The 22,405-nt window shown below is 71.5% G+C and carries 15 protein-coding genes; 9 read left to right on the top strand and 6 right to left on the bottom strand.

Annotated features, from left to right (window positions below):
* Positions 1-8: 8 nt before the first annotated feature.
* Both M1L60_RS20125 and M1L60_RS20120 read right to left on the bottom strand, forming a co-directional pair.
* Positions 9-1,022: a beta family protein gene (locus M1L60_RS20125; RefSeq protein ID WP_253238989.1), complete on the bottom strand. Its 1,014-nt coding sequence runs from the start codon at positions 1,020-1,022 to the stop codon at positions 9-11.
* 4 nt (positions 1,023-1,026) lie between these two features.
* Complete coding sequence (locus M1L60_RS20120; RefSeq protein WP_253238988.1) at positions 1,027-2,361, bottom strand: AAA family ATPase; 1,335 nt, start codon at positions 2,359-2,361, stop codon at positions 1,027-1,029.
* Between the two features lie 877 nt (positions 2,362-3,238).
* On the opposite strand from M1L60_RS20120, the gene M1L60_RS20115 reads away from it, so the two are divergent.
* Positions 3,239-3,907 (top strand): hypothetical protein, encoded by a 669-nt coding sequence (locus tag M1L60_RS20115; protein WP_253238987.1) that lies wholly within the window; start codon positions 3,239-3,241, stop codon positions 3,905-3,907.
* Between the two features lie 163 nt (positions 3,908-4,070).
* Positions 4,071-4,823 (top strand): SDR family NAD(P)-dependent oxidoreductase, encoded by a 753-nt coding sequence (locus tag M1L60_RS20110; protein ID WP_253238986.1) that lies wholly within the window; start codon positions 4,071-4,073, stop codon positions 4,821-4,823.
* Between the two features lie 2 nt (positions 4,824-4,825).
* Here the strand turns inward: M1L60_RS20110 and M1L60_RS20105 are convergent, their stop codons facing one another.
* Positions 4,826-5,968: a hypothetical protein gene (locus tag M1L60_RS20105; protein ID WP_253239089.1), complete on the bottom strand. Its 1,143-nt coding sequence runs from the start codon at positions 5,966-5,968 to the stop codon at positions 4,826-4,828.
* A 121-nt stretch (positions 5,969-6,089) separates the two neighbouring features.
* Between M1L60_RS20105 and M1L60_RS20100 the strand changes: the two genes are divergently transcribed.
* A complete protein-coding gene (locus M1L60_RS20100; protein WP_253238985.1) occupies positions 6,090-11,006 on the top strand; it encodes an arginase family protein in 4,917 nt (1,638 codons plus the stop codon).
* Here the strand turns inward: M1L60_RS20100 and M1L60_RS20095 are convergent.
* On the bottom strand, positions 11,003-12,595 hold the full coding sequence (locus M1L60_RS20095) for a restriction endonuclease (RefSeq protein WP_253238984.1): 1,593 nt from the start codon (positions 12,593-12,595) through the stop codon (positions 11,003-11,005). The two genes, M1L60_RS20100 and M1L60_RS20095, sit on opposite strands and share 4 nt — an antisense overlap.
* A gap of 378 nt (positions 12,596-12,973) precedes the next feature.
* Here M1L60_RS20095 and M1L60_RS20090 point away from each other — a divergent pair, with 378 nt between their 5' ends.
* The 4 genes from M1L60_RS20090 to M1L60_RS20075 all read left to right on the top strand — a co-directional run bounded on the left by M1L60_RS20090 (position 12,974) and on the right by M1L60_RS20075 (position 16,838).
* Complete coding sequence (locus M1L60_RS20090; RefSeq protein ID WP_253238983.1) at positions 12,974-14,662, top strand: EAL domain-containing protein; 1,689 nt, start codon at positions 12,974-12,976, stop codon at positions 14,660-14,662.
* Between the two features lie 18 nt (positions 14,663-14,680).
* A complete protein-coding gene (locus M1L60_RS20085) occupies positions 14,681-15,067 on the top strand; it encodes a cupin domain-containing protein (protein WP_253238982.1) in 387 nt (128 codons plus the stop codon).
* Positions 15,068-15,274: 207 nt separating this feature from the next.
* On the top strand, positions 15,275-15,733 hold the full coding sequence (locus M1L60_RS20080; RefSeq protein WP_253238981.1) for a MarR family winged helix-turn-helix transcriptional regulator: 459 nt from the start codon (positions 15,275-15,277) through the stop codon (positions 15,731-15,733).
* A gap of 4 nt (positions 15,734-15,737) precedes the next feature.
* On the top strand, positions 15,738-16,838 hold the full coding sequence (locus M1L60_RS20075) for an S-(hydroxymethyl)mycothiol dehydrogenase (RefSeq protein WP_253238980.1): 1,101 nt from the start codon (positions 15,738-15,740) through the stop codon (positions 16,836-16,838).
* On the opposite strand, the gene M1L60_RS20070 is transcribed toward M1L60_RS20075, so the two are convergent.
* Positions 16,835-18,169 (bottom strand): MGH1-like glycoside hydrolase domain-containing protein, encoded by a 1,335-nt coding sequence (locus M1L60_RS20070; RefSeq protein ID WP_253238979.1) that lies wholly within the window; start codon positions 18,167-18,169, stop codon positions 16,835-16,837. The two genes, M1L60_RS20075 and M1L60_RS20070, sit on opposite strands and share 4 nt — an antisense overlap.
* Positions 18,170-18,429: 260 nt before the next feature.
* Here M1L60_RS20070 and M1L60_RS20065 point away from each other — a divergent pair, with 260 nt between their 5' ends.
* Complete coding sequence (locus M1L60_RS20065) at positions 18,430-19,998, top strand: COG1361 family protein (RefSeq protein ID WP_253238978.1); 1,569 nt, start codon at positions 18,430-18,432, stop codon at positions 19,996-19,998.
* Here the strand turns inward: M1L60_RS20065 and M1L60_RS20060 are convergent.
* Positions 19,988-21,052 carry a DNA polymerase ligase N-terminal domain-containing protein gene (locus M1L60_RS20060; protein WP_253238977.1) on the bottom strand — a complete coding sequence of 355 codons (1,065 nt, stop codon included), beginning with the start codon at positions 21,050-21,052 and terminating at the stop codon, positions 19,988-19,990. The genes M1L60_RS20065 and M1L60_RS20060 overlap by 11 nt on opposite strands.
* A gap of 190 nt (positions 21,053-21,242) precedes the next feature.
* Here M1L60_RS20060 and M1L60_RS20055 point away from each other — a divergent pair, with 190 nt between their 5' ends.
* Positions 21,243-22,349 (top strand): FAD-dependent monooxygenase, encoded by a 1,107-nt coding sequence (locus M1L60_RS20055; protein ID WP_253238976.1) that lies wholly within the window; start codon positions 21,243-21,245, stop codon positions 22,347-22,349.
* Positions 22,350-22,405 lie beyond the last annotated feature (56 nt).

Below are 22,405 nucleotides of genomic sequence, written 5' to 3'. Positions count from 1 at the left end.
CGACAGTTTCAGTCGATCCCGGGCTCGTCCGGCCCGAGAGCGCGCAGCACGTGCGCGATGTGGTGCGACGTGCTCCACGACATCCAGCCGGTCGGGCTGCCGGCGCCCGGTGCCATCCGGGCCCGGCGGGCGATCTCGGCGTCGCCCCACGAGAAGCGGGCGCCCGCGGCCGGCCAGTGCGGCGAGGTGACCAGCGTGCGGCACAGGTCGTGGCAGCGGTCGTCGCTGCGGCCGCCGCGCCGCGACCAGCGGTAGATCCACCAGTTGTGCTCGGCCGTGTAGCGCAGGGTCGGCAGCTGCCGGTGCCGCTGGACGCCGCGGCGCCGCACCGGCGAGGTCACGCCGTAGTCGGCGTACCCGATGCCGGGCCGGTCGATCCTGGCCCAGACCCGGGCGTCGTGCCGGTCGATCGTGACCGGCCGGTCGGTCGGCAGCTCGTCGAGGTTGGGCGGCATCGCGCCCGAGGCCACGCTGGTCGACCGCCACGGGCGGCGGCCGGCCCAGCGCAGGATCCGGTGCAGCTGCTCCTCGAAGCGGTCGGCGTGGGCCCCGCAGGCCGTCTCGGCCAGGTCGATCAGCAGGTCGATCTCGTCCGCGGCGAGGCCGGTGCCGCGCAGCATCCGCTCGACGAGCAGGTCGGCCTGGGCCGGGTTGGCCGCGTCGACGTGCGGCTGGAGCCGCAGCACGGCGTGGCGGCCGTGCATGCGCGCGGCCAGGCCGTGGGCGGCCAGCCGGCGCCGGCTCTCGGTCGCGCGCAGCACGGGCAGCATGGTCAGACCCAGCCCGGCCAGCTGCTCGGCCAGGTCGAGCGAGGGCGCCGCGAGCAGGTCGGCGGGCTCGTCGATCGCTCCGAAGTCGACCGCCAGGCATCCCGTACGCGGGGGTTGCTCGCGGATCAGCGGCAACAGGTCGGTGCCCGGGTCGAGCTCGAGGATCGGCAGGACCCGGTTCGCTTCGCTCGGCACCAGGTGGGTGAGCGCCGCCAGTTCACCTCGACGAGGACGCAGGATCGGCCGATACATTAACTCAAAGTAGTGGCTTGTGTCGGTTGAGCGACACTCCCTTATGCAAATAGGACAGTATCGCCTGATTTGCCTCCCAGCCGTCGGGGAACTTCACCGGCACGTTCAGGTGCACCGGCTCGGTCGACGGATGCGCGTCGAGCAGTTCGGCGATGCCCTCGCGGGCCACCACCACACACGCGTGCCGGTGGCGGGAGGTCAGCACGCAGAGGCGGCCGGACTCGAGGTGGAAGGCGGTCGCGTCCTGCCGGCCCGACAGCGGGTGCAGGACGATCGTCAGGTCGTACTCGCGGCCCTGAAGACGGTTGGCGGTGTCGACGGTGACGCCTTTCGCCTCGGGCGGCAGGAACGAGCGGATGACGGCGGCCTGGTCGCGGTGGGCGGCGCCGATGGCGATCCGGTCGGCAGTCAGCGCGCCGCCTCCGGACTCCGACGAGCTCACGGCCTCGCGGGCCAGCGCGCGCACGGCGAACTGGGCGCACGCGGAGGCGGCCTCGGCATCGGTGCGGACGGTGAAGCGGCCGGGCAGTTCGTGCAGGCCCCAACCCGAGGCGGCGGCCGCGTCGAGCACCTCGTCCAGCGGGTCGACCGGTGGCCGGCCGAAGCTCAGCTCGCGGTCGCCGGGGCCGGTGCCCGAGCGGAAACCCGTGAACGGATAGAAGGCCTCGGCCACCACCGGCGCCGCCGTGTGCGGCAGCCGCCACGAGACCGGCAGGCGGTGGACGGGCAGGTCGGGGTTGTGCCGCAGCAGGACGGCGACGGCGCTCTGCATCGGGTCCCAGGACAGGCCGGTCCAGCGCTCGACCTCGACCGTCGAGAACGGGTCGAGCTGGCCCGGATCGCCGACGAACAGCGCGCGGAGGAACCGGGGGGCCACGCGCAGCAGCGCGTCGGACCGCATCTGATAGGCCTCGTCGACGATCGCCCACGGCCACGTGCCCTCGGTGACGGTCGCCCACTTCGCGGCGGTGCCGATGGTGACGGCGGGCGAGCCGAGATCGGCCACCTTGGGGCCGACGCGGCAGCGGGGATGGTCGCGCACCCGGTCGCTGGCCTCGTAGTCGACAGCGGACAGCCGGCCCACGGCGACCTCGGGTGACCGCGCCCCGAGCCGGGCGATGAGGTCGTCGACCTGCTCGTTGGTCTGGGCCACGATCATCAGGGCCTCACCGGCCGCCGCCAGTTCGCCGGCCGCGCGCACGACCAGCGTGGACTTGCCGGCGCCGGGCGGCGAGTCGACGACCACGCCGCGGTGGTCGCCGTCGCGCAGGTCACGCAGGACGGCATCGACCACGAGCCCGGCCTCGGCGGCCGGGGTGAGCAAGTGTTCCGGGTTCACCGGGGCACCGTAGCGCGGGGGCCCGGCCGGGCCCGGTTGTTCCGGTGAGTCGTACGCGGGGGAATGGGCCGGGATTATCGGCGGCCGCTTCCTTGATCGCATGGCGGAGGGCGATCCCCTGCTCCGCCGATGGGTGGAATGAATGCTCTCAGGCGGCGGGCGGGCCGGGGACGCCTGCGATTACTTGATTGCAGGCACAAGCGCTTTGCCGTGACATTGCATTCAGTGCCTGAATGATTACGTACTGCACGGTTGATATCGCATCCCTGGGAGCGTTCCCGTTGGCTCCGCTGCGTTATCTGAACTTGTGAAAGTCGAGAGTGGAGGGCCGGCGATGCGCGTCGAAGAAGGGCGAAAGGGGTCTATGGCGCGTATCCGTCGCGACCGGCCTGACACTGACGGAAATCCGACAGGGCTCCGGTCGTGGTCGAACTAGCGCTACCCGTGCTCGGGTGTCCCCGGACGCCTGCGGAAGGGGTCCGGTGACGGCGATCGGGGTCGTCGTGAGGCGGATCACGCGCACCCGGCCCGCCTGTCGTGGTTGCCTTGATGCAGGTGAGGGCACTGTGGATCGTCACTGTGAGTGGATGTTTGCGTCGTGGTCACCACCCCGAAATATCTGAGTGATTTACTGATCGCACGGGGTGAATAGCGAAGCCGGCATGCAACTTGCACGTGCGGTTCGCCGTGCAAGTTGCATGTTTCGCATGGTCCCGAGCGGCTGCTCCATCGTCGTAGCAACGATTTGATCGTCTCGCTGGATTTCATTCACGGGCGTTTTTGGGATCTAGGAAAGTGGACCCTTCCAGTCGATCACTGGAAGTGGAACTCTTCTAGCCAGCAGTAACGCCAGCGACACGGACGGTGGTGGTAAGGAATGCGCCCAGACGTTCTGGTCGGTCCGAGTGAGTGGGTGGTCGAGCAGTTCGGCGACAAGGTTGCCGGCGAGCTGTGGACCCGGGTGCCCGAGGCGCTGAGCACCGCGATCGAGCGCGAGATCCATGCGCACCCCGCGATGACACAGACCACGGAACGCGTGATCGCGAATCCGCGATGGCCGCTTCCCTACGAGGAACTCGTGCTCTTCCTGGGCACGCTCCCCGGTGCCGAGATCATCTCTGTTCCGAAGTCGGTCTACCAGCTGGTCGTGATCAACGGCCACGTCGTGGTGCCCTGGTGCTACGGGCAGTCGGCCCGCGACTCGATGCTCGACGCACCCGTCGGGCGCTCGTTCGGCCGGCTCGCCCGGGAACTGCTGCGCCGCTTCGGCCCGCCCTGGCGCCGGTCGCAGGCCGAGTCCCCGTTGCCGCTCGACTCGGTCGACGAACGCGAGGTCGCCAAGATCTGCGCCGCGATCGCCCAGATCGACCCGAAGCCCGAGGTGGTCATCGCCGGCTTCGCCGGAACCCCCAACCTCGGGCTGCTGCGGGCCTGCCTCGGTGAGATCAAGTCCACCGACAACGGCTCGCTCAACTGGAGCCACCTCGACGACCTGCCGCTGCCCCCACCGGTGATTCCGCGCCCGCGCCGCATGCAGTTCCCCTGACCTCACCGAAAATCAAGACCCGCGCCTCCCCTCGTACGGGGGGAGGCGCGCCACGTTTCATGCCGGTGCACCCGGGAAACTCGCGTCCCATGGACCGAGGAAGCAACAAGCATTCAGCCCGCGTCGACGACGAGATGGCCGAGATCCGGCACGCCCTCGGTCGATGAGCATCGTCGTCACCGGCGGCGGCCGTGGCGTCGGACGGGCGATCGTCGAGCGGCTGCTGTCCGGGGAGACCGACCGGGTCGTCGTGGTCGAGTTCGACGCGGCCACCCTCGAGTGGGCCGCTGATGACGTCCGGATCGTGCCGGTGGTCGGCGACGCCGCGGACGAGCAGGTCGCCGCGCGGGCCGTCGAGGCGGCCGGAGAGCTGCGGGGCTGGGTCAACAACGCCGCGGTGTTCCCGGCGGGTTCACTGCCCGAGCTGCCGGCCCGCGAGGCGAGCGCGCTCATCGCCCGCAACGTCGACCCCGTGATCACCGGATGTCGAGCCGCGATCCGCGCCTTCCTCGCGGCCGGCACCCGCGGTTCGATCGTCAACATCTCTTCCCATCAGGCCCAACGGCCCGTACGGGGTGCTTTCGCCTACGCGACGGCCAAAGCCGCGGTCGAGGGGCTGACCCGGGCGCTCGCGGTCGACCACGGACCCCAGGGCGTACGGGTGAATGCTCTCGCTCTCGGTTCGATCACCACCGACCGCTCGGACACCCACCTGGCCGCCCTCGACCCGGCCGGCCGTGAGGCGTTCGAGCACGAGATCCGTCTGCTGCAGCCGTTGGGCCGGATGGGCCGCCCCGACGAGGTGGCCGAGGCGGCGGCCTTTCTGCTGTCCGACCGCGCTTCCTTCATCAACGGCGCCGTGGTCCCGATCGACGGCGGCCGCTCTGCTGTGGGCCGCGACCCCGAAGAACTCTGATGTCAGTTGGTGCCGGGGTGGGGGATGAGGTAGGCCGTCGAGAAGGGCTCGCGGCGGGCGCGCATGTCGGCGTAGGCGGTCAGTAGCAGAGGGCTCATCACCACGCCGGTGGCGACCGAGAATGCGGTGGAGAGGACGGCCGTCGCCACGGTCACGCCGGGCCCCGCAGCGGTGGTGGGGTTCAGGACGGCGCTGAAGATGCCCTCGGCGATGACGAAGGCGATGTGCATGCCGACGATCACAGCCAGGCGGGCGGCGGCCGGGCCGAAGTCGGCGTGGACCAGCTGGAAGGCGCGGCTGATGCCCTGGCCCCGTTCGACCAGGACGATCACGGGCAGGATCAGGAAGACGATCAGCACGTAGACGCCGGGCAGGATGCACAGCAGCAGGCCGACGATGGTGACCAGGCCGGCCAGGATCTGCCAGCCGAGCATCGGGAAGAAGCGGCGCAGACCGGTGAGCAGGGCGCGGCCGACCGAGACGGGCTGGCCGGTGGCCCGCTGCACCAGCACGTCGAGGGTGGCCAGCTGGGCGACCAGGGTGAGCACCACGGCGATCAGCGCGAACGGGAGCACCACGAGCAGCGGGCCGAAGAGGTCGTCGAACTCGGGCGGGTTGGTCGAGGTGAAGTCGACTGTGCGGTCGGGGCCGTAAATGGCGGTCAGGATGCCCACGGCGACCAGGGGGATCGCCCATACCAGCTGGACCTGGACCATCGGGCGCCAGACGGCGCCCAGCAGGGCGAAGCTGCGCTGCCACCAGCCGCCGAAGTCGGCGCTGACCAGCGGGTCGGCCGGGCCGGCGTAGTAGCCGTAAGGAAGCTGATAGCCCGCCGGGTCATAGCCGGGAGGGCCGTAACCGGGGGCGGCGTAGCCAGGGCCGTAACCAGGGGTGCCGTAACCGGGCGCGCCGTAGGCCGTCGGGTCGTAGCCCGGCGGCGGTGGCTGCTGCTGCGGGTCGGCCGCCGCCTGCCAAGGATCCTGGCCGGGCGGCATCTGAGTGAAGCCGGGCGGCGGCGGGTCGTTCGGGACGGGGTGGGCGGGCGGCGGCGCGGTCGGGTCGGCCGGCGGCTGCGCGGCCGTCGGATCGGCCGGCGTGGGGTCGGAGGGTTCCGGGCGGTTCTCGTCCGGTGCCTTGTCGCTCACGTTGCTCCGCTCCCTGTTGAAGATCAGCCGCGTCACCATAGCTGTCCTGCTGCTTTCCATGTTCGGCGCGCGCGTCAAGACCGGGGCCGGGGACGAGACCGGGCGTTCTAGACTTCGGAGGATGGCCGAGCAGCTGGAGTCGCCCACGACGATCCGGGACAGGTCCGTCGCCGTCGCCGACTATCTGCTCGCCGTGCGGGCCCAGATGGAACGCCCCGCCCGGACCGTCCCGGCCGACGCCATCCCCCTCGACGCGCTGCCCGGCCACCCGGCCTGCAGCCTGGGCCTGACGACGACCGACGACCCGTCCTGGTTGCGCGTCGGCCTGCCCGATCTGCCGGGCCCGGTCGCCGTGCCGTCCGAGCTGCGCCGCCGCCTGCGCGGCGAGGTCTCGGCCGCCGCCGAGCCCGACGGGGACGAGGACGAGCAGTTCGCGGCCTGGCGGGACGAGGTGTGGCGGCCCTGGGCGTACGCCACCGCCGAGGCCGAGAAGACCCGCGCGCTGCACCGCAAGCTGTTCGACCTGATGCACCAGCTCGACATGACCGCCGCCACCACCGAGCTGGTCTGGGGTCACGGCCTGCTGCAGACCACGGTCAACGGCGAGCGTGTCCACTATCCGCTGGTCGCGACCCCGGTGCTGATCGAGTACGAGCCCGACCGCTCGCTGATCACCGTCTCGCCCGCCGGGCCGTCCCGCCTGCAGACCGATGCCCTGTCGGGGCTCGACGACCGTTATCTCACCCAGCTGGTCGCGCTGGCCGGTCCGGCCGGCACGCTCGAGGTCGACCTGTGGAGCGACCTGGAACGCCGTGAGCTGTTCGAGCGCGCGCTGGGCCGCCTCGGCCACGACCGGTTGATCACCGACGAAGAGACGACCCTTCCCCACGTACGCGATGCCGGTGTCCTTTTTGTCAGGCCGAAGCAGCGCCTGCTGCGGGGCTTCCTCGAGAACCTGCGCGACCGCCTGCTCACCGGTGACACCGCGGCCGTCGGCGCCCTGGCCGCGATCGTCGCCCACGAGCCCAGCAAGTTGCGGATGCCCGGCGACGACGAGGACCGCTGGCAGCGGGTCGGCGAGCGCCTGCTCATGCCCCTGCCCACCAACGAGGCGCAGGAGTCGATCGCCCGCCGCCTGGCCCTGCACCGCAACGTGGCCGTCCAGGGGCCGCCGGGCACGGGCAAGACCCACACGATCCGCAACCTGATCTGCCATCTGATGGCGAACGGCAAGCGGGTGCTGGTCGTCGCGCAGAAGGAGGACCCACTGCGGGTGCTCCGCGACGGCCTGCCCGAGGAGATCCGCTCGCTGTGCCTGGCCGTGCTCGGCCGCACCACCGACCAGCTGGTCCAGTTGCAGCTGGCCGCCCGGGAGCTGTCCGACCGGGCCGCCACCCTCGACAAAGCGGCCGAGGCCCGCCGCGTCGAGCGTCTCACCGGGCTGCTCGAGGAGGCCGAGCGTGAGCTGGCCGTGGCCCTGGGCGGCCTGCGGGCGATCGCCGAGAACGAGGCCGTCACCTACCAGCTCGACGGTGCGCCGATGACGCCGGTCGAGGTGGGCGCCTGGCTGCGCGAGCGGGCCGACCACGACTCGGGCATCCCCGACCCGGTCGACGGCCCGCCGCCGCTGGACGGGGCCGAGTTCGCGGCGCTGCTCGACCTGGCCGTCCGGATCTGGCCGCAGGACCGCGCGGCCGCGCTCCGCCCGCTGCCGGCCACCGGCGACCTGCCGGCGGCGGCCGAGGCCGCCCAGCGTCGCGCGGACCGCGACGCTATGGCGGCGCAGGTGGCCGACCTCGCCGCGCGTGGTCTGGCCGTCGAAAGAGTCCGGGACGAGAACGTGGCCGCCGTCCGCGACGACCTGCATGACGCGCTGGCCTGGCTGCGCCGCCGCGAGGGGACCTGGACCGACCGGCTGGGCCGGCTGCTCACCGACCCGCACTGGCGTGCGGTGTGGACTGACCACGTGGCCGCGACCGAGGCGCTGCTGGCCGAGCTGGCCACGTTGACCCGCACGCTCGCCGGGCATCAGGTGAGCGTCCCCGACTCGTACGCCGCCGAACCGAAACGGCTGCTCAGCCAGCTGGCCGAGATCCGGCAGCGGTTCGCGGGCGGCCGGGGTCTGAGCCGGCTGCTCCAGGCCGCCCTGTTCCGGCTGGCCGAGGACGTGCGGGTCGACGGTGAGCCGCTGCGCAGCGCCGAGGACGTCGACGTCGCGGCGGCCTGGGTCCGGCGCGGTCAGGCCCGGCAGCGGCTCGGCGGGCACTGGTCGGAGTGGCGGCAGCGGCTCGACATCGCGGCCCCCGCGAGCGGCTGGGGCGACCCCGAGATCTGGGCCGGGACGCTGCTGGCCGACGCCGGGCAGTCGCTCGACTGGGACGTACGGCACTGGCCGGCCCTGGCCGAGCGGCTCTCCCACCTCGTACCCCAGCACGAACTCGACCTTGAGCCGGCGCGGCTGGCGCAGGTGGCCGAGCTGCTCGACGCCGCATCCGTGGTCTACAAAATGGACAATCTGCGCGAACAAGAGAGGGCCGTCGCCAAAGCCTTGGAGCCCTGGCCGCACCTGGCCAAGGCGTGGGCGACCCTCGACGGCTGGGACGAGGAGATCGCCGAGGTCAATCGTCTGGAAGATCTTCGTCCGGGGGCCGAGCGATTCATCGAGCTGAGAGATCGGCTGACTCGAAAAGCCCCGGAGTGGGCCGCCCAGATCGAGGCGGGCCGCGTGCCCCCGGTCAGCGGTGCGGCCTGCCTGGCCGCGTGGCAGTGGCGGCGCGCGCAGACCTGGTTCGACGACGTGATCGGCCGCGTCGACCCCGCCGTGCTGGCCCACCGCGTCGAGTCGGCCCGCGAGAAGATCCGCCGGCTGACGGCCGAACTGGTGGTGGCCTCGGCCTGGCTCGAGGTGTCGCGCAGCCTGGACGACCGGCGGCGGGCCGCGCTGGCCGACTGGACCACCGCGCTCCGCAAGATCGGCAAAGGCACCGGGCGTACGGCGGCCGCCTGGCAGGCCCACGCGCAGCGCGCGATGGAATCGGCCGTCGAGGCCGTGCCGGTCTGGGTCATGTCGGTCGACCGGGCCATCGAGCAGTTCGCCGGCGGCGCCCGCTTCGACGTGGTGATCGTGGACGAGGCGTCCCAGGCCGACCTGTTCGCGCTGCCCGTGCTGTCGCTGGCCGAGCGGGCCGTGGTGGTCGGCGACGACCAGCAGATCGGTCCCCAGCTCGGCTTCGTCGGCGCGGTCACGGGCCTGATCCACAGTCACCTCGACGACGTGCCGTCGGCCGAGCACTTCGACCCCGAGTCTTCGCTCTACGACCACGCGGTGCGCCGGTCGCCCGAACGGATCCTGCTCACCGAGCACTTCCGCTGCGTGCCGCAGATCATCGAGTTCTCGTCGCGGCACTACTACGACGGCAAGATCATGCCGTTGCGCGCCGACCGCCCGGCCTTCGCCCCGATCCGTACGGTGTTCCTGCCCGACGGCGTGCGGCAGCCGCTCGCCGGCTTCGGGGACGTCAACGTGGCCGAGGCCGACGCGCTCGTCCGGCAGGTCGCCGACATCGTGCGCGACCCGCGCTACGACGGCCGCACGCTCGGCGTGATCTCGATGCTGAGCACCAGCGGTCAGGCCGGCTACCTGTTGCACCAGCTGCGCGAAGAGATCGGCGAGGACGAGATCCAGGCCCGCCGGTTGCGGGTCGGCGACGCGTACACGTTCCAGGGTGACGAACGCGACATCGTGCTGGTGTCCATGGTGGTCTCGGACAACGACCCGCGGGTGGCCGCGTTCACCAAACGCGAGTACCACCGACGGGTCAACGTCGCCGCCTCGCGGGCCCGGGACCAGCTGTGGATCTTCCACTCGGTGCGGCCCGGATCGATGCCGGCCGACGACGCGCGGGGGCTGCTGCTCACGTACGCGCTGAACCTGGCCCCGGCCGAGGAGGCGGCCGACCTGGCCGGCCGCTGCGAGAGCGACTTCGAGCGGGACGTGCTGAAACGCCTGCTGGCCCGCGGTTTCCGGCCGATCCCGCAGTTCCGGATCGGCGCCTACCGGATCGACTTCGTGCTCAACGCCCCGGACGGCCGCCGGCTCGCCATCGAGTGCGACGGCGACAGCTATCACGGCCCGGAGCAGTGGGAGAGCGACATGCGCCGCCAGGCGGTGCTGGAACGGGTCGGCAACTGCGTCTTCGTCCGCATCCGGGGCAGCATCTACGCCCGCGAGCCGGAGGCGGCGATGAGCCCGGTCTGGCAGCGCATCGCCGAGCTCGGCATCACCCCGCCCCCGCGCCGCACGGTGCTCGAGGTGGGTCAGTGGCAGGGCTCGGGCTCGCCCGAGGCGCGTCGCCTGGTCGACGGGGCGGCCGTGCTGGCCTCGCTGATCCCGGCCGACCACCGCGTACGGGTCCCGGTGACCGACTCGCTGGCCGAGAACCTGGCCGCCGTGCGCGCGGCCGTGACCGACCCGCCGATGGTGACCGTCGGCGGCGACTGCGGCGTCGAGCTGGCCCCGATCGAGGCCGCGCTCGAACGGCACGGCGACGGGCTGGTCGTGGTCTGGTTCGACGCCCACGGCGACCTCAACACGCCCGAGTCGTCGCCGTCCGGCGCGTTCCACGGCATGGTGCTGCGCACGCTGCTCGGCGAGGGCCCGCCCGAACTGACGCCCCGGCGCACGCTGCGCCCGGCCCAGGTGGTGCTGGCCGGCGTCCGGGCGCTGGACACGGCCGAGAAAGAGTTCATCTCGGACCACGACATCGAGATCGCCGACCTCGCGTCGCTGCCCTCGGTGGTGGCCGCGGCCGGAGCCCGCGCCGTCTACATCCACATCGACCTGGACGTGCTCGATCCGGCCTGGTTCAGCTCGCTGGGTTTCCCCGAGCCCGACGGCGTACGCCCGGAGCGGCTGGCCGAGGCCGTCCGCGCCCTCACCGACCGTTTCCCGCTGGCCGGCCTCGGCATCACCGAGTACCAGCCGGGCGACCCGGCCGACCGCGACGTGCTGGCCGGGCTGGTCCGCGCGATCTTCTAAGCGCGTTCGATGCGGGCCTTCACCCGGCAGTAGTTCGAGAGCAGGGTTACCAGGGCCGGCCCGTCGATCAGCTCGAGCGGGCGCCCGGCCACCGCGTCGTAGGCCTCGGAGTCGATGCCGCCCAGCGAGACCAGGATGCCCTTGGTCGCCCCGGCCGCCGTGACCGCGCCGGCCAGCGCGTGCACCGCGGCCGAGCCCGAGGCCGGACCGCGCACCGCGAAGATCACCACCTGGCCGCCGAAGACCGGACGCGGGTCGGCGGCCTGCCAGCGGGCGCCGAGGTCGGTGCGGGTGGCGCTGCCCATCTCGAGCCCCATCACCCCGAACAGGTCGGCCAGTTGCTGCTCCCAGGCCGGCTCGGTCAGCGTCACCAGGTTGGGCCGCTCGTCGATCTCGGCCAGCACGTTGAACTCCTCGGTGAAGTCCCGGTCGGCGTCCCGGTCGAAGTCGATCTTCGCCGGGACCGCGGCCAGCTCGTCGGGGGCCGGCGACAGCGCGCCCTCGAGGTGCTTCACGCAGGCCACCGGGTCGACCCGGCGCAGCTTGATGGCGGCGAACGTCTCGCGGTCGGTCTGCACCGAGACCAGCGTGGGTCGCACGAACCGGCCGGTGCGCCGGTCGATCGTGTCGACGATCCCGTTGAACGACACCTGCCGGACCAGGCCGCCCCGGTCGGCCTCGATCACCTCGTGGACGGTGCGCAGGGTCAGCCGGGCGATCACCTCGACGTAGCGCCGCCGCACCTCGGACTCGTCGCGCGGGACGGCGGTCACGTCGTCGCGGAAGCGGTCGTAGCGGTACTCCTTGATCTGGGGCACCACCTCGATCGGGGGCAGGTGGTACTCGATCAGCAGGTGGCGCTGTTTCGGCAGGTAGGCCAGGCGGAAGTGCTGCGGGAAGTCGTCGGGGTAGACCGAGTTGCCGAGCACCATCGCGAAGTACTCGACCACCGACGACGGATCGGCGCCGGCCACGGCGGCGGCGAAGCGGTCGACCTCGGCGTTGTAGGCCGTGATCCTGGCCTCGTACTTGCGCAGGCTTTCGTCGTACGCCCGTTGCCGCACCACCAACTGCCGGCGGCGCCGCTGCTCGGCCTCGGTCCACCGGGCCCGCGCGTCGTCGAAGGCGCGCTGAGCGCTCGCCTCTTGCTGCTGGCGCAGCCGGTCGCCACCCAGGATCTTGCCGACACCACGCGGCTGCGGCGGCACATAGCTGTCCCACCGGGGTTCGGGCAGCGGCCGGCCCAGCGGACCCGGATCGAACGGCGGCACCTCGACCGGCTTCTTGAACAACTGCAGGTCGATGTGGTCGTCGACGTCGAGCGTGGACAGCAGCAGTCCGTCGAGATCGCTGAGCCGGGCCCGGATCTCGGCGTTGGCGGCGGCGGTGTCGGCCGTCTTGGCCTCGACGTAGAGCCGCTGGTGCTCGCGTTCACGGTCGGCGTCGCCCGCGGCCATCTGCGCGGCGGCGATCGCATGATCGGCGTTGCGCCGGATCAGGTCGCGTTGCTGCGCGGCCGCCGTGTTGGCCCGCTGGTCGGCGAACGCCTGAGTGGCGTGCACCCGCTGCATGTCCCGAATGATGCCCATGCCTCGTCCTCGCTCGGCGTATGTCCAATTGCCACCATATCCAGCCCCGATCGGATCAAGTCACGCGACGCATCCTCGCGAGTGCGTTGCGTGCATGACCGGGGGGCTGGGCGGGTAGCAATCGCACAAGGTTCCGCGTCCGGCACTAGCAGTGACTGTCCGTCATGGAAAAGGGGACATTCCGTGGGCGAAACTACGCAGCGCAGTGGTCAACCGATCAGGTGATTCCCTACTCTGATCGGGCGAGAAGGTGCTGCTCCCGGTTTTGTTGAGATGCTTGGCAAAACATTGGAGCGGTCATCCACTGTTATCTCGGCCCCGTGACCGGTCGTAATAGTTCAGGGGCGTGGGGACACTCTGGGGGGAGGTGGCGGCCGCATGGCGGCACCTGAGGAATGGCAACGCGTGCCGTCGCCGCGTCAGCCGGCCGAGGATCGAGCGGCCTGGTTCTCCTGGACGGCCACCGGCGACCGCATGGTCTGGTCGGCCGCGCTGCGCGCCATGCTGGGCGATCCGCCGGCCCGGCACGAGGTCAGCCGCAAGATTCTCGTACGTCATGTGCACCGCGACGACCACGCCGAGGCCCTCTCGGCGATCACCAAGGCGTGGACCACCCGGGCCCAGGTGCGCACGACGATCCGGCTGCTGCGGACCGACGGCGGCTGGTTCGACGTGGACTGCCGGCTCGACCCGATCAAGAGCCCCGACGGCACGGTCCGCGGGATCCGCGGCACAGTGACCGATGTCTCGGTGCGCGAACGGGCCCGCCGCGAGAGCGACCGGCTGGTCCGCCGGGGCGAGACCGTGCGGGCGTCGCTGGTCGAGCCCGACCCGGCGACCGGCCTGCGGACCCGGGCCCGCTTCGCCGACGAGATCGACCGCGCACTGCGCCGGGGTGGCGGCGCCGTGCTGGTCATCCGCGTCCAGCCCACGCCGTCCGGCCCGGACGGTGACCAGGCCCGCCCCGAACGCAACGCCGACCTGTTGCACCGGGCCGCCCGCGTGGTCGAGGGCGTGATGCAGCGGGGCGCGCTGCTGGGCCGGGTCGGGCCCAACGAGATCGGCGTGCTGCTGCCCGGCACCAGCTGGCCGATGGCCCGGCGCGAGGCCGAACTGCTGGTCGAGGCGTTGCGGGCGCAGACCTTCGTGCTGCCCGACACCTGGCTGCGGGCCCAGGCCTGGGGCGGGCTGGTGCGGTTCACCCCCGACGGCGACGCCGGCAGCCACGAGCTGCTGATCGACGCCGAGCACGCCTGGCGCCAGTCGCGTGAGGGCGGGGCGCCGCTGACCCTGGTCCCGCACCCGGTGCCGGCCCGCGACCGCCAGGGCTCGTACCGCAGCCGGGTCGCCGACGCCCTCGACACCGACCGCTTCACCCTCTATGCCCAGCCCATCCTCGAGCTGCAGAGCAACGAGGTGACCCGGCACGAGCTGCTGCTGCGGGTGCTCGACGAGGCCGACGGCCCGCAGTCGCCGATCCAGGTGCTCGACATCGCCGAGCGCCTCGACGCGGTCTTCGACATCGACCTGTGGGTGGTCGAGCGGGCCATGCAGCTCGCCGCCGACCAGCCCGGCACCTGCCTGCAGATCAACCTCTCGGGCCGCTCGGTCGGCGACCCGCGGCTGACCGACGAGGTCACCCGGCTCATCGAGCGCTACGAGGTGAAGCCCGAGCAGCTCACCTTCGAGATCACCGAGACCGCCCTGATCGGCAACCTGAGCGAGGCCCGCCGGTTCGCCGACCGGGTCCGTGAGCTCGGCTGCGAGCTGGCCCTGGACGACTTCGGGTCCGGGTACGCGTCCTTCCGCTACCTGCGGATCTTCCCGATCGACCTGGTCAAGATCGATGGCGAGTACGTGGTCGACCTGGTCGCCAACCCGCAGGACCAGGTGCTGGTGCGGGCGCTGGTGCAGGTGTGCCAGGCGTACGGGATCCACACCGTGGCCGAGTTCGTGCAGGACGAGCCGACCCTGCGGCTGCTGCGTGAGCTGGGCGTCGACTACGTCCAGGGCTATCTGATCGGGCGCCCGGCCCCGGTCGTCGAAGGCCGGTTGCGTACGCCCTGAGCGGGGTATACGACGGGCATGGAGCACTACACGATCGCCACCGTCGCCGAGCAGAGCCCGGATTTCCGCCGCGTGCTCTGGACCGGGAAGCACACCCAGCTCGTGATCATGACGATTCCGCCGGACGGCGAGATCGGTGAGGAGGTCCACGAGGTGGACCAGATCCTCACCTTTGTCAGCGGGACGGCCAAGGCCATCGTGTCGGGACAGGAGCGCAACGTCGCTCAGGGCGATCTGGTCGTCGTCCCGGCCGGCCGCAAGCACAACTTCATCAACACCGGCCCCAACCCGCTGGTCCTCTACACCGTCTACGGCCCGGCCGAGCACGCCGACGGCGCGGTGCACAAGACGAAGGAAGAGGCCGACCGGCTCGAGGAAGAGGGCAAGGACGAGCCGCCCAACTGAGGCTCGCGACGAGTTAGCACGACGCCGGCGCCGGCCGTGGCCCCCCAGCCGAACCGGCGCCGGCGTCGTGCCGTTCTGGTGTGCCCCGGTGGAAGTTCCAGCGCAGCGTACTAGGGACAACGTCGGCCGTCGATCGGTTCGGCACCCGTCCGGGGCAACCTTGACCCGGATCGTGACCTGGGCCGGTCGCGCCACTAACCTTCCTCCATGGAACAGCAGCCCCGCTGGTTGACCGACGAGCAGCAGCAGACCTGGCGACGCTTCGTCGAGGTGCTGATCAGGGTCCCGGCGGCGCTCGAGGCCCAGCTCCAGCGGGACGCCGGTCTGACCCACATGGGCTACGTGGTGCTCGTGCGCCTCAGCGAGCAGCCCGACCGTCGACTGGCCATGAGCAAGCTGGCCAAGATGGTGAGCGCGTCGTTGTCCCGCCTCTCGCATGTCATCGCCCGCCTCGAGGGCCAGGGCTGGGTCCATCGCGAGCGCGACCCGCAGGACGGCCGGGTCCAGATCGCCGTGCTGACCGAGGACGGCTTCACCAAAATCAAGGAATCGGCCCCCGGTCACGTCGAGGCGGTGCAGCAACTGGTCTTCGACCGGCTCTCCCCGGCCCAGGTCGAACAGCTCGACAAGCTCGCCGAAACATTGCTCGATCAGCATCTAGGCTGAGCTGATGAGTCAGCGAGTTCAGGGCGTCATCGCCCGCAGCAAGGGTGCCCCCGTCGAGCTCACGACCATCGTGGTGCCCGACCCGGGGCCCGGTGAGGCCGTGGTCGCGATCCAGGCGTGCGGGGTCTGCCACACCGACCTGCACTACCGCGAGGGCGGCATCAACGACGACTTCCCGTTCCTGCTCGGCCACGAGGCGGCCGGCATCGTCGAGTCGGTCGGGGCCGGGGTCACCGACGTCGCGCCCGGCGACTTCGTGGTGCTGAACTGGCGGGCCGTCTGCGGCGTCTGCCGGGCCTGCAAGAAGGGCAAGCCCTGGTACTGCTTCGCCACCCACAACGCGACCCAGAAGATGACGCTGGAGGACGGCACCGAGCTGTCCCCGGCCCTCGGCATCGGCGCCTTCGTCGAAAAGACGCTGGTCCACGCCGGACAGTGCACAAAGGTCGACCCCCGGGCGCGCGCGGCCGCCGTCGGCCTGCTCGGCTGTGGCGTGATGGCGGGCATCGGCGCGTCGATCAACACCGGCGGCGTGACCCGGGGCGACTCGGTCGCGGTGATCGGCTGCGGCGGTGTCGGCGACGGCGCGGTGGTGGGCGCGGCCCTGGCCGGGGCGACCACGATCATCGCGATCGACACCGACGACCAGAAGCTCGAGTGGGCCCGCAAGTTCGGCGCCACCCACACGGTGAACGCCCGCGGTGTCGACGTGGTCGAGAAGGTCAAGGAGCTCACCGGCGGCTTCGGCGCCGACGTGGTGGTCGAGGCGGTGGGCCGGCCCGAGACGTACGAGCAGGCCTTCTATGCCCGCGACCTGGCCGGCACGGTCGTGCTGGTCGGCGTGCCGACGCCCGACATGAAGATCGAGCTGCCCCTGCTCGAGATCTTCGGCCGCGGCGGCGCGCTCAAGTCGAGCTGGTACGGCGACTGCCTGCCGACCCGTGACTTCCCGATGCTGACCGAGCTCTACCTGCAGGGCCGCCTCGACCTGGACGCGTTCGTGACGGAAGAGATTCCGCTGGGCGGGGTCGAGGAGGCCTTCAAGAAGATGCACACCGGTGGGGTGCTGCGCTCGGTGGTGACGAGCTTTAGCCAGCTCAGTTAGGCCGCTCGGGCGTAGGCCGGCACCGACCGGTCGGCCAGCAGGTCGAGGGCCAGGGCGGCGGTCCAGCTGAAGGTGGGCGCGCCCAGGCCCTCACCCGTACGCGGGTGGAAGTACTCGAAGTGGCCGTGCTGGTGCACGAGTCGCACCATCGCCGCGCGCAACTCCTCGGCCTCGTCGCGCCGGCCGTGCACGAGCAGGCCCCGGCGCAGCAGCCAGTTCACGTTGATCCAGGTCGGGCCCCGCCAGTACCGCAGGGTGTCGAAGTCGCCGGCCGTGCGGTCGTAGCTCGGCGCCGGGAACCCGAAGCGCGGCGACTTCGCCTCGGCCACGACGCCCTCGACCTGCTCGGCCGGTAGGTCGGGCAGCAGCAGCGGCATCAGCCCGCTCACGCAGTGGGCCGGGCTGAGCGTGCCGGTGCGCACGTCGCGGGCGTGGAAGGTACGCGTCCGCGGATTCCACAGACGGGCCACGATCGCGTCGCTGATCCGCCGGCCCCGCTCGCGGTGGACGGCGGCTTCGGCCGTACGCCCGATGACCCCGGCGATCTGGGCCAGGGCCAGCTCGGCCGCGCCCAGGATGGCGTTGAACGAGGGGCACTCGACCGCGAAGTCGTGGCGGGACAGCAGATCGGTGTCCGAGTAGCTCTCGGCGCGATAGCTCAGGACCAGGCCGACGTACCGGGCGTAGTCGCGGTCGGTCGGGCGGTGCGCCGCGTCAGCCACGTCGAGGTCGCGCCGGCGGTACGTGGTGAGCAGCTCGAGGTCGGCCGGCACGTTGGCCAGCGCCGCGTCCCAGGCCGGACTGTTGTCGAGACCGGACTCCCACGGGTGCACGATGGCGGCCAGCCCGGCCCCGCCCAGGTCGCGGCGGGTGGTCAGGTAGTTCTGCTGGGCGACCAGGCGCGGGTACAGCCACTCGAGCTCGGCCCGGGCCTCCTGCACACACGCCGCGCCGTGGGCGGCCGCGCGGCGGTACACCTTCCAGGCGGCGACGGCGTGCAGTGGTGGCTGGACGATGCCGGTGCTGCCGTGGGCGGGCCGGACCCCGTACGCCGGAACGCCCCAGAAAGCCGGCCCCGGGAAGTAGTCGGCCTCGGCCAGGGCCGGGTCGAAGACGATGTGCGGCACCCGCCCGTCGGGCCACTGGGCCTCGAACAGGCTGCGCAGGTCACGCCAGGCCCGGCCCGGGTTGACGTAGGCCAGCCCGACCGCGATGAAGGCGGTGTCCCAGCTCCATTGGTGGGGGTAGAGACGACGGGAAGGGACCATGTGGTCGCCCGACCAGTTGGTCTCGAGGACGCTGGCGGCGGAGTTCCAGAGTTCGGCAGACATCTCGGTCACAGGTGCGAAGGGCTGGGGGTACGCCTTAGTGGGTTCCGTGGGGTGCATCTAATCAGAGAACCTTTCCGCTGCGGGCGCCGGTAAACCCTGGTTTCAGGCACTGGACCTGCATGCTTGCGGTTCCGCCGGATTTCGGACGGACCGCGGGTCCGCCGCTCACCTCATAACGATTGGGTAACCGGCGTACGGGGGTCAAGTCTTCGACCTAGGCTGCGCGGGTCCTCATGTTCGGGTCGTTCGGAGGAGCCCCGGTGCGTCCACCCGTCGTACGCCGTCTGTTCGTCGCTCTGACGGCTCTGTCTCTGCTTTTCGTCGCCGCGCCGGTCCAAGCCGCGCCCGCTCCTCTTGCCAAGGCCAAGGTCGACTTCTACGTCAAGAACTACACGCTCGCCCCGGGCAGTGGAGCGCTGCTGCGTACGCTGCTCTTCGCCGACCGGCGGCTGCCGGTGCGCAGCGGTGACGTCAGCATCGTGTACCGATTCGTCGACCAGGGTCCCGGCTTCCACTTCCAAGAGGCCGGGCACGTGGACAACTGCAGTGTGCGGCAGCCCGACCTGCTCGAGCTGACCTGCGGGCCCTACGTCGACGCGCTCACCCCGTCCGGGGCCGAGGGCAACCTCAACGGCTGGGTCGTCGCCGGGGACGACGCCGTCGTGGGCCGGGTCGGCACGATCACGGCCACGATGACGGTCAAGGGGCATGCGCCGGTCACCCGCACCGCCAAGCTCCGGATCGGCGAGCGGATCGGGCTCACCGCGGTCGACACCGCCCAGGACACGTCGGTGGCGCCGGGCGGTTCGCTGGACGTGCCGCTGACGATCAGCAACACGGGCTCGGTGCCCATCCGAGGGACGGCGATCGGCGCGTACTCGCAGTACTCGTACGAGAGCCGCACCCAGTTCAGCAACTGCTTCTATCTGGACGGCCAGATGCGGGGCTGCAAGTTCGACCAGACGCTCGCGCCGGGCGCCACCTACCGGGTCACTCTGCCGCTGCGAATGCGCAAGGACACGTACGCCCCGAGTTTGCAGTACGGCGACTGGATCTGGATGACCAAGGACGAGTTCGCCGACCAGCAGGACTACGTGCGCAAGGGCGGTTTCGAACCGCTCGGCACGCCCGGCCGCGGCGGTGTGCTGCGCCTCACCCCGGTCGTCACGGCCCAGGCCGACCCGCCGCAGGCGCTCGAGGAATACGTGTCCGACGGTCTGGTCGCGACCGTCACCGGCCGGCAGTCCACCGACCTGGCCGCAGTCGGCACCCGGGCCGCCGGGAGGAAGGGCGCGGTCGTCCCGGTCAAGGTCGGCATCCGTAACGCCGGACCGGCCACCATCGACCGCAGCCGGGTCAACGCGCCGTGGCCGAACGCCCGTGTCTTCATCCCCAAGGGCACGACCGCGGTGACCGTGCCCGACATCTGCTTCCCGATGACCGACCGCGGGGTGGTCGACTACGGACACGGTGGCAAGCCCGGCGAGCTGCGGTACAGCTGCTACCTGGACTACTTCTTCAAGGTCGGGTTCGTCGACCCGCTCACCTTCCGCCTGCGGATCGACCAGGTCATCACCGGCGCCGTCGGCTCGGTCAAGGTGGACGCGCCGGCCGAGGAGCTGAACAAGGCCAACAACTCGGCCTACATCGTGATCAATGGCGCTGTTCCGCCCGCGCCGCCCGCCGCCCCGGGCGACGGCGGCGGTGATGGCGGTCAGGGTGGAGGCGGCGGTCTTCCGATCACCGGGCCGACCGGTGGCCTGCTGGGCCTCGGCCTGGTGCTGGCCGGTGCGGTCGCGGTGCTGATCGGCCGGCGCGTCAGGAGCTGACGGCCAGCCACAGCCGGCTGCGGCGGCCGGGCAGGTAGGGGGAGTCGAGCCGTTTGGCGACGACCCCGCCCAGGCCCTGCGCGGTGGCCGCCTCCAGCGCGAACTGGCTCCCGCCCGGGAAGTAGGGCGGGGTCTGCCAGTGGTCCCCGTTGATCGACAGGCCTTCCAGCAGCTCGCGGCGCTCGGCGTAGCGCAGCGCCTCGACCGTGCTGTGTCCTTCGAGCCAGAGCAGGTCGTAGGCCAGGTAGTACACCGGCGTCCGCTCGGCCGCCCGCTTGGCCGCGGCCGCGTCCTTCGGGGCTTTACGGCGTTCCAGCTGGGCCGGGTCAGGCAGGGTGACGATCTCGCCGTCGAGCACCGCCTCGGTCGGGGCGAGGGCCGGGCCCAACGGTCGTACCTCGGGATACCAGCTGGTCACGTCCTCGCCGTCGGCGTCCAGCAGGCGTACGCGGCCACCCGAGACATAGGCGACGACGCGCCGGCCGCCCCAGGCCAATTCGTAGCCCCACTCGGCGTCCTCGTGCTCGGCGGGCAGGCTCCTGGCCGCGACCGGCAGCATGGGCGCCACCGTCTCGGGCATCGACTCCCAGCCCGGCTCGGGCGGGTCCATCCGGCGGACCATCCAGTCGTTGCCGCCGGTCTGGAAGAACACGTAGCGCCCGTTCGTGCGGTCACCGTGGAACGTCACGCCGATCTCGTCGTCGCGCCACTTGCCGGTCTCGTAGGTGCCGCGGTCGAAGATGGTCATGCGACCGCCGCCGTACTCGCCGGCCGGGATCTCGCCCGAGAAGTCGAGGTATTCCAGCGGGTGGTCCTCGGTGTGTTTGGCCAGGTTGTTGCGGCCCTGGTCGCGGGGCAGTCCACGCGGGACGGCGAACGAGACGAGGACGCCACTGCGCTCGAGGCGGACGTCCCAGTGCAGGCTGCGGGCGTGGTGCTGCTGGATGACGAACCTGTCCTCGGTGGCCGCGGCCGGTTCCGCGCTGTCCGGGATGGGCTCCGGCGTGCGCGCGGCATCCCGCTTGCGCCGGTACTCCGCGAGACGGTCCGTCATGCCCACATTGTCTTCCCGCGCGGAGCGAGAAATACACGGGCGTAATTCGTCATACGTGTGTGCGAGAGTGGGGGCATGGTAGCCAAGGGAACAATTCGGAACTCTCGATGATCGCGGGTTTCCCCCGACCGTGGCTCGGGGTAGTGTCTTGGCTCCGGCGCGTGTCCGACGGGTGGGAGGCAAGGCTGCGATGACGTTGCGCATCCTGGTGGTGGGCGCCGGAATCGCGGGGCTGGCCGCCGCGCGTGCCCTGCGGCTCGCCGGATTCCGGCCCGACGTGGTCGAGGAACTGCCGGCCACCATGCTCCCGGCCGCCGGCATCTACCTGCCCGGCAACGCTCTGCGGGCCCTGCGCCAGCTCGGGCTCGACGCCCCGCTGCGTCCGCTGGGCGACCTCATCTTCCGCCAGGTCTTCCTCGATGACCGCGGCCGCGAGCTGTTCGAGATGGATGTGGCCGGGCTCTGGGCCGGCGTCGGCGAGTCCCGCGCGCTGTCCCGGGCCGACCTGCAGCAGGTGCTGCTCACCGGCGTCGGCGGCGAGGTGCGCTACGACACCGCGGTCCGCGGGCTCGAGATCTTCGACAAGACGGCCAAGGTCGAGTTCGGCGACGGCAGTGTCGCGGAATACGACCTGGTCGTCGGGGCCGACGGGCGCCGCTCCACGGTCCGGGCCCAGGCCGGCCTGGGTGGGGCGGCCGTGCCCACCGGCCAGATCGTCTACCGCTCGGTCATCACCGGCGGGCCGCCGCTCAGCGACTGGACGGCCCTGCTCGGCCGGCGCTCGTCGTTCGTGGCCATGCCGATGGGCGGCCGCAAGCTCTACTTCCACGCCGACGAGACGGCCCCCGACGCGCCCAACCCCGACGACCCGGTGGCCCGCGTGCGCGAGCTGTTCGGCGGGTTCGGCGGCCCGGTGCCGGCGATCCTCAGCGCGCTCGAAAAGGTGCAGGTCGCGCGCACCGACGAGGTCGTGCTCGACCGCTGGTCGAACGGTCCCGTGGTGCTGCTGGGTGATGCCGCCCACGCCACCGCGCCCACGCTGGCCCAGGGCGCCGCCATGTCGTTCGAGGATGCCGTCGTGCTGGGCGACGAGCTGCGGAAACTCCCGGCCGACATCCCGGCCGTGCTCCGGGCGTACGAAGAGAGACGTCGGCCACGCTGCGCCGAGGTCCGCGACCGCACCCGCGAACGCGACCGCACCCGCGACGTCCCGCCCGCGCTGCGCGACCCCATGCTGCGCAGGCGTGGCCTGCGGATCTTCTCCGACCAGTACGGCGCGCTGGTGCATCCCGCCTGAGCGGTGGCACAAACCCCTGCTGACCTCTTTGGTCACCCCGCGCCCGCGGTAGGTCG

Source organism: Paractinoplanes aksuensis (assembly GCF_024137025.1).
GTDB classification, from domain to species: Bacteria; Actinomycetota; Actinomycetes; order Mycobacteriales; family Micromonosporaceae; genus Actinoplanes; species Actinoplanes aksuensis.
The sequence above is the reverse complement of the archived record's forward strand: the minus strand, read 5'-3'. Positions and strand labels throughout refer to the sequence as shown.

Coding starts and splice junctions, on each gene's coding strand:
- M1L60_RS20100 (WP_253238985.1), top strand. CDS start 6,090: ATGGCCGAGCAGCTGGAGTCGCCCACGACGATCCGGGACAGGTCCGTC.
- M1L60_RS20070 (WP_253238979.1), bottom strand. CDS start 18,169: ATGTCTGCCGAACTCTGGAACTCCGCCGCCAGCGTCCTCGAGACCAAC.
- M1L60_RS20080 (WP_253238981.1), top strand. CDS start 15,275: ATGGAACAGCAGCCCCGCTGGTTGACCGACGAGCAGCAGCAGACCTGG.
- M1L60_RS20095 (WP_253238984.1), bottom strand. CDS start 12,595: ATGGGCATCATTCGGGACATGCAGCGGGTGCACGCCACTCAGGCGTTC.
- M1L60_RS20055 (WP_253238976.1), top strand. CDS start 21,243: ATGACGTTGCGCATCCTGGTGGTGGGCGCCGGAATCGCGGGGCTGGCC.
- M1L60_RS20060 (WP_253238977.1), bottom strand. CDS start 21,052: ATGACGGACCGTCTCGCGGAGTACCGGCGCAAGCGGGATGCCGCGCGC.
- M1L60_RS20075 (WP_253238980.1), top strand. CDS start 15,738: ATGAGTCAGCGAGTTCAGGGCGTCATCGCCCGCAGCAAGGGTGCCCCC.
- M1L60_RS20110 (WP_253238986.1), top strand. CDS start 4,071: ATGAGCATCGTCGTCACCGGCGGCGGCCGTGGCGTCGGACGGGCGATC.
- M1L60_RS20125 (WP_253238989.1), bottom strand. CDS start 1,022: ATGTATCGGCCGATCCTGCGTCCTCGTCGAGGTGAACTGGCGGCGCTC.
- M1L60_RS20090 (WP_253238983.1), top strand. CDS start 12,974: ATGGCGGCACCTGAGGAATGGCAACGCGTGCCGTCGCCGCGTCAGCCG.
- M1L60_RS20115 (WP_253238987.1), top strand. CDS start 3,239: ATGCGCCCAGACGTTCTGGTCGGTCCGAGTGAGTGGGTGGTCGAGCAG.
- M1L60_RS20085 (WP_253238982.1), top strand. CDS start 14,681: ATGGAGCACTACACGATCGCCACCGTCGCCGAGCAGAGCCCGGATTTC.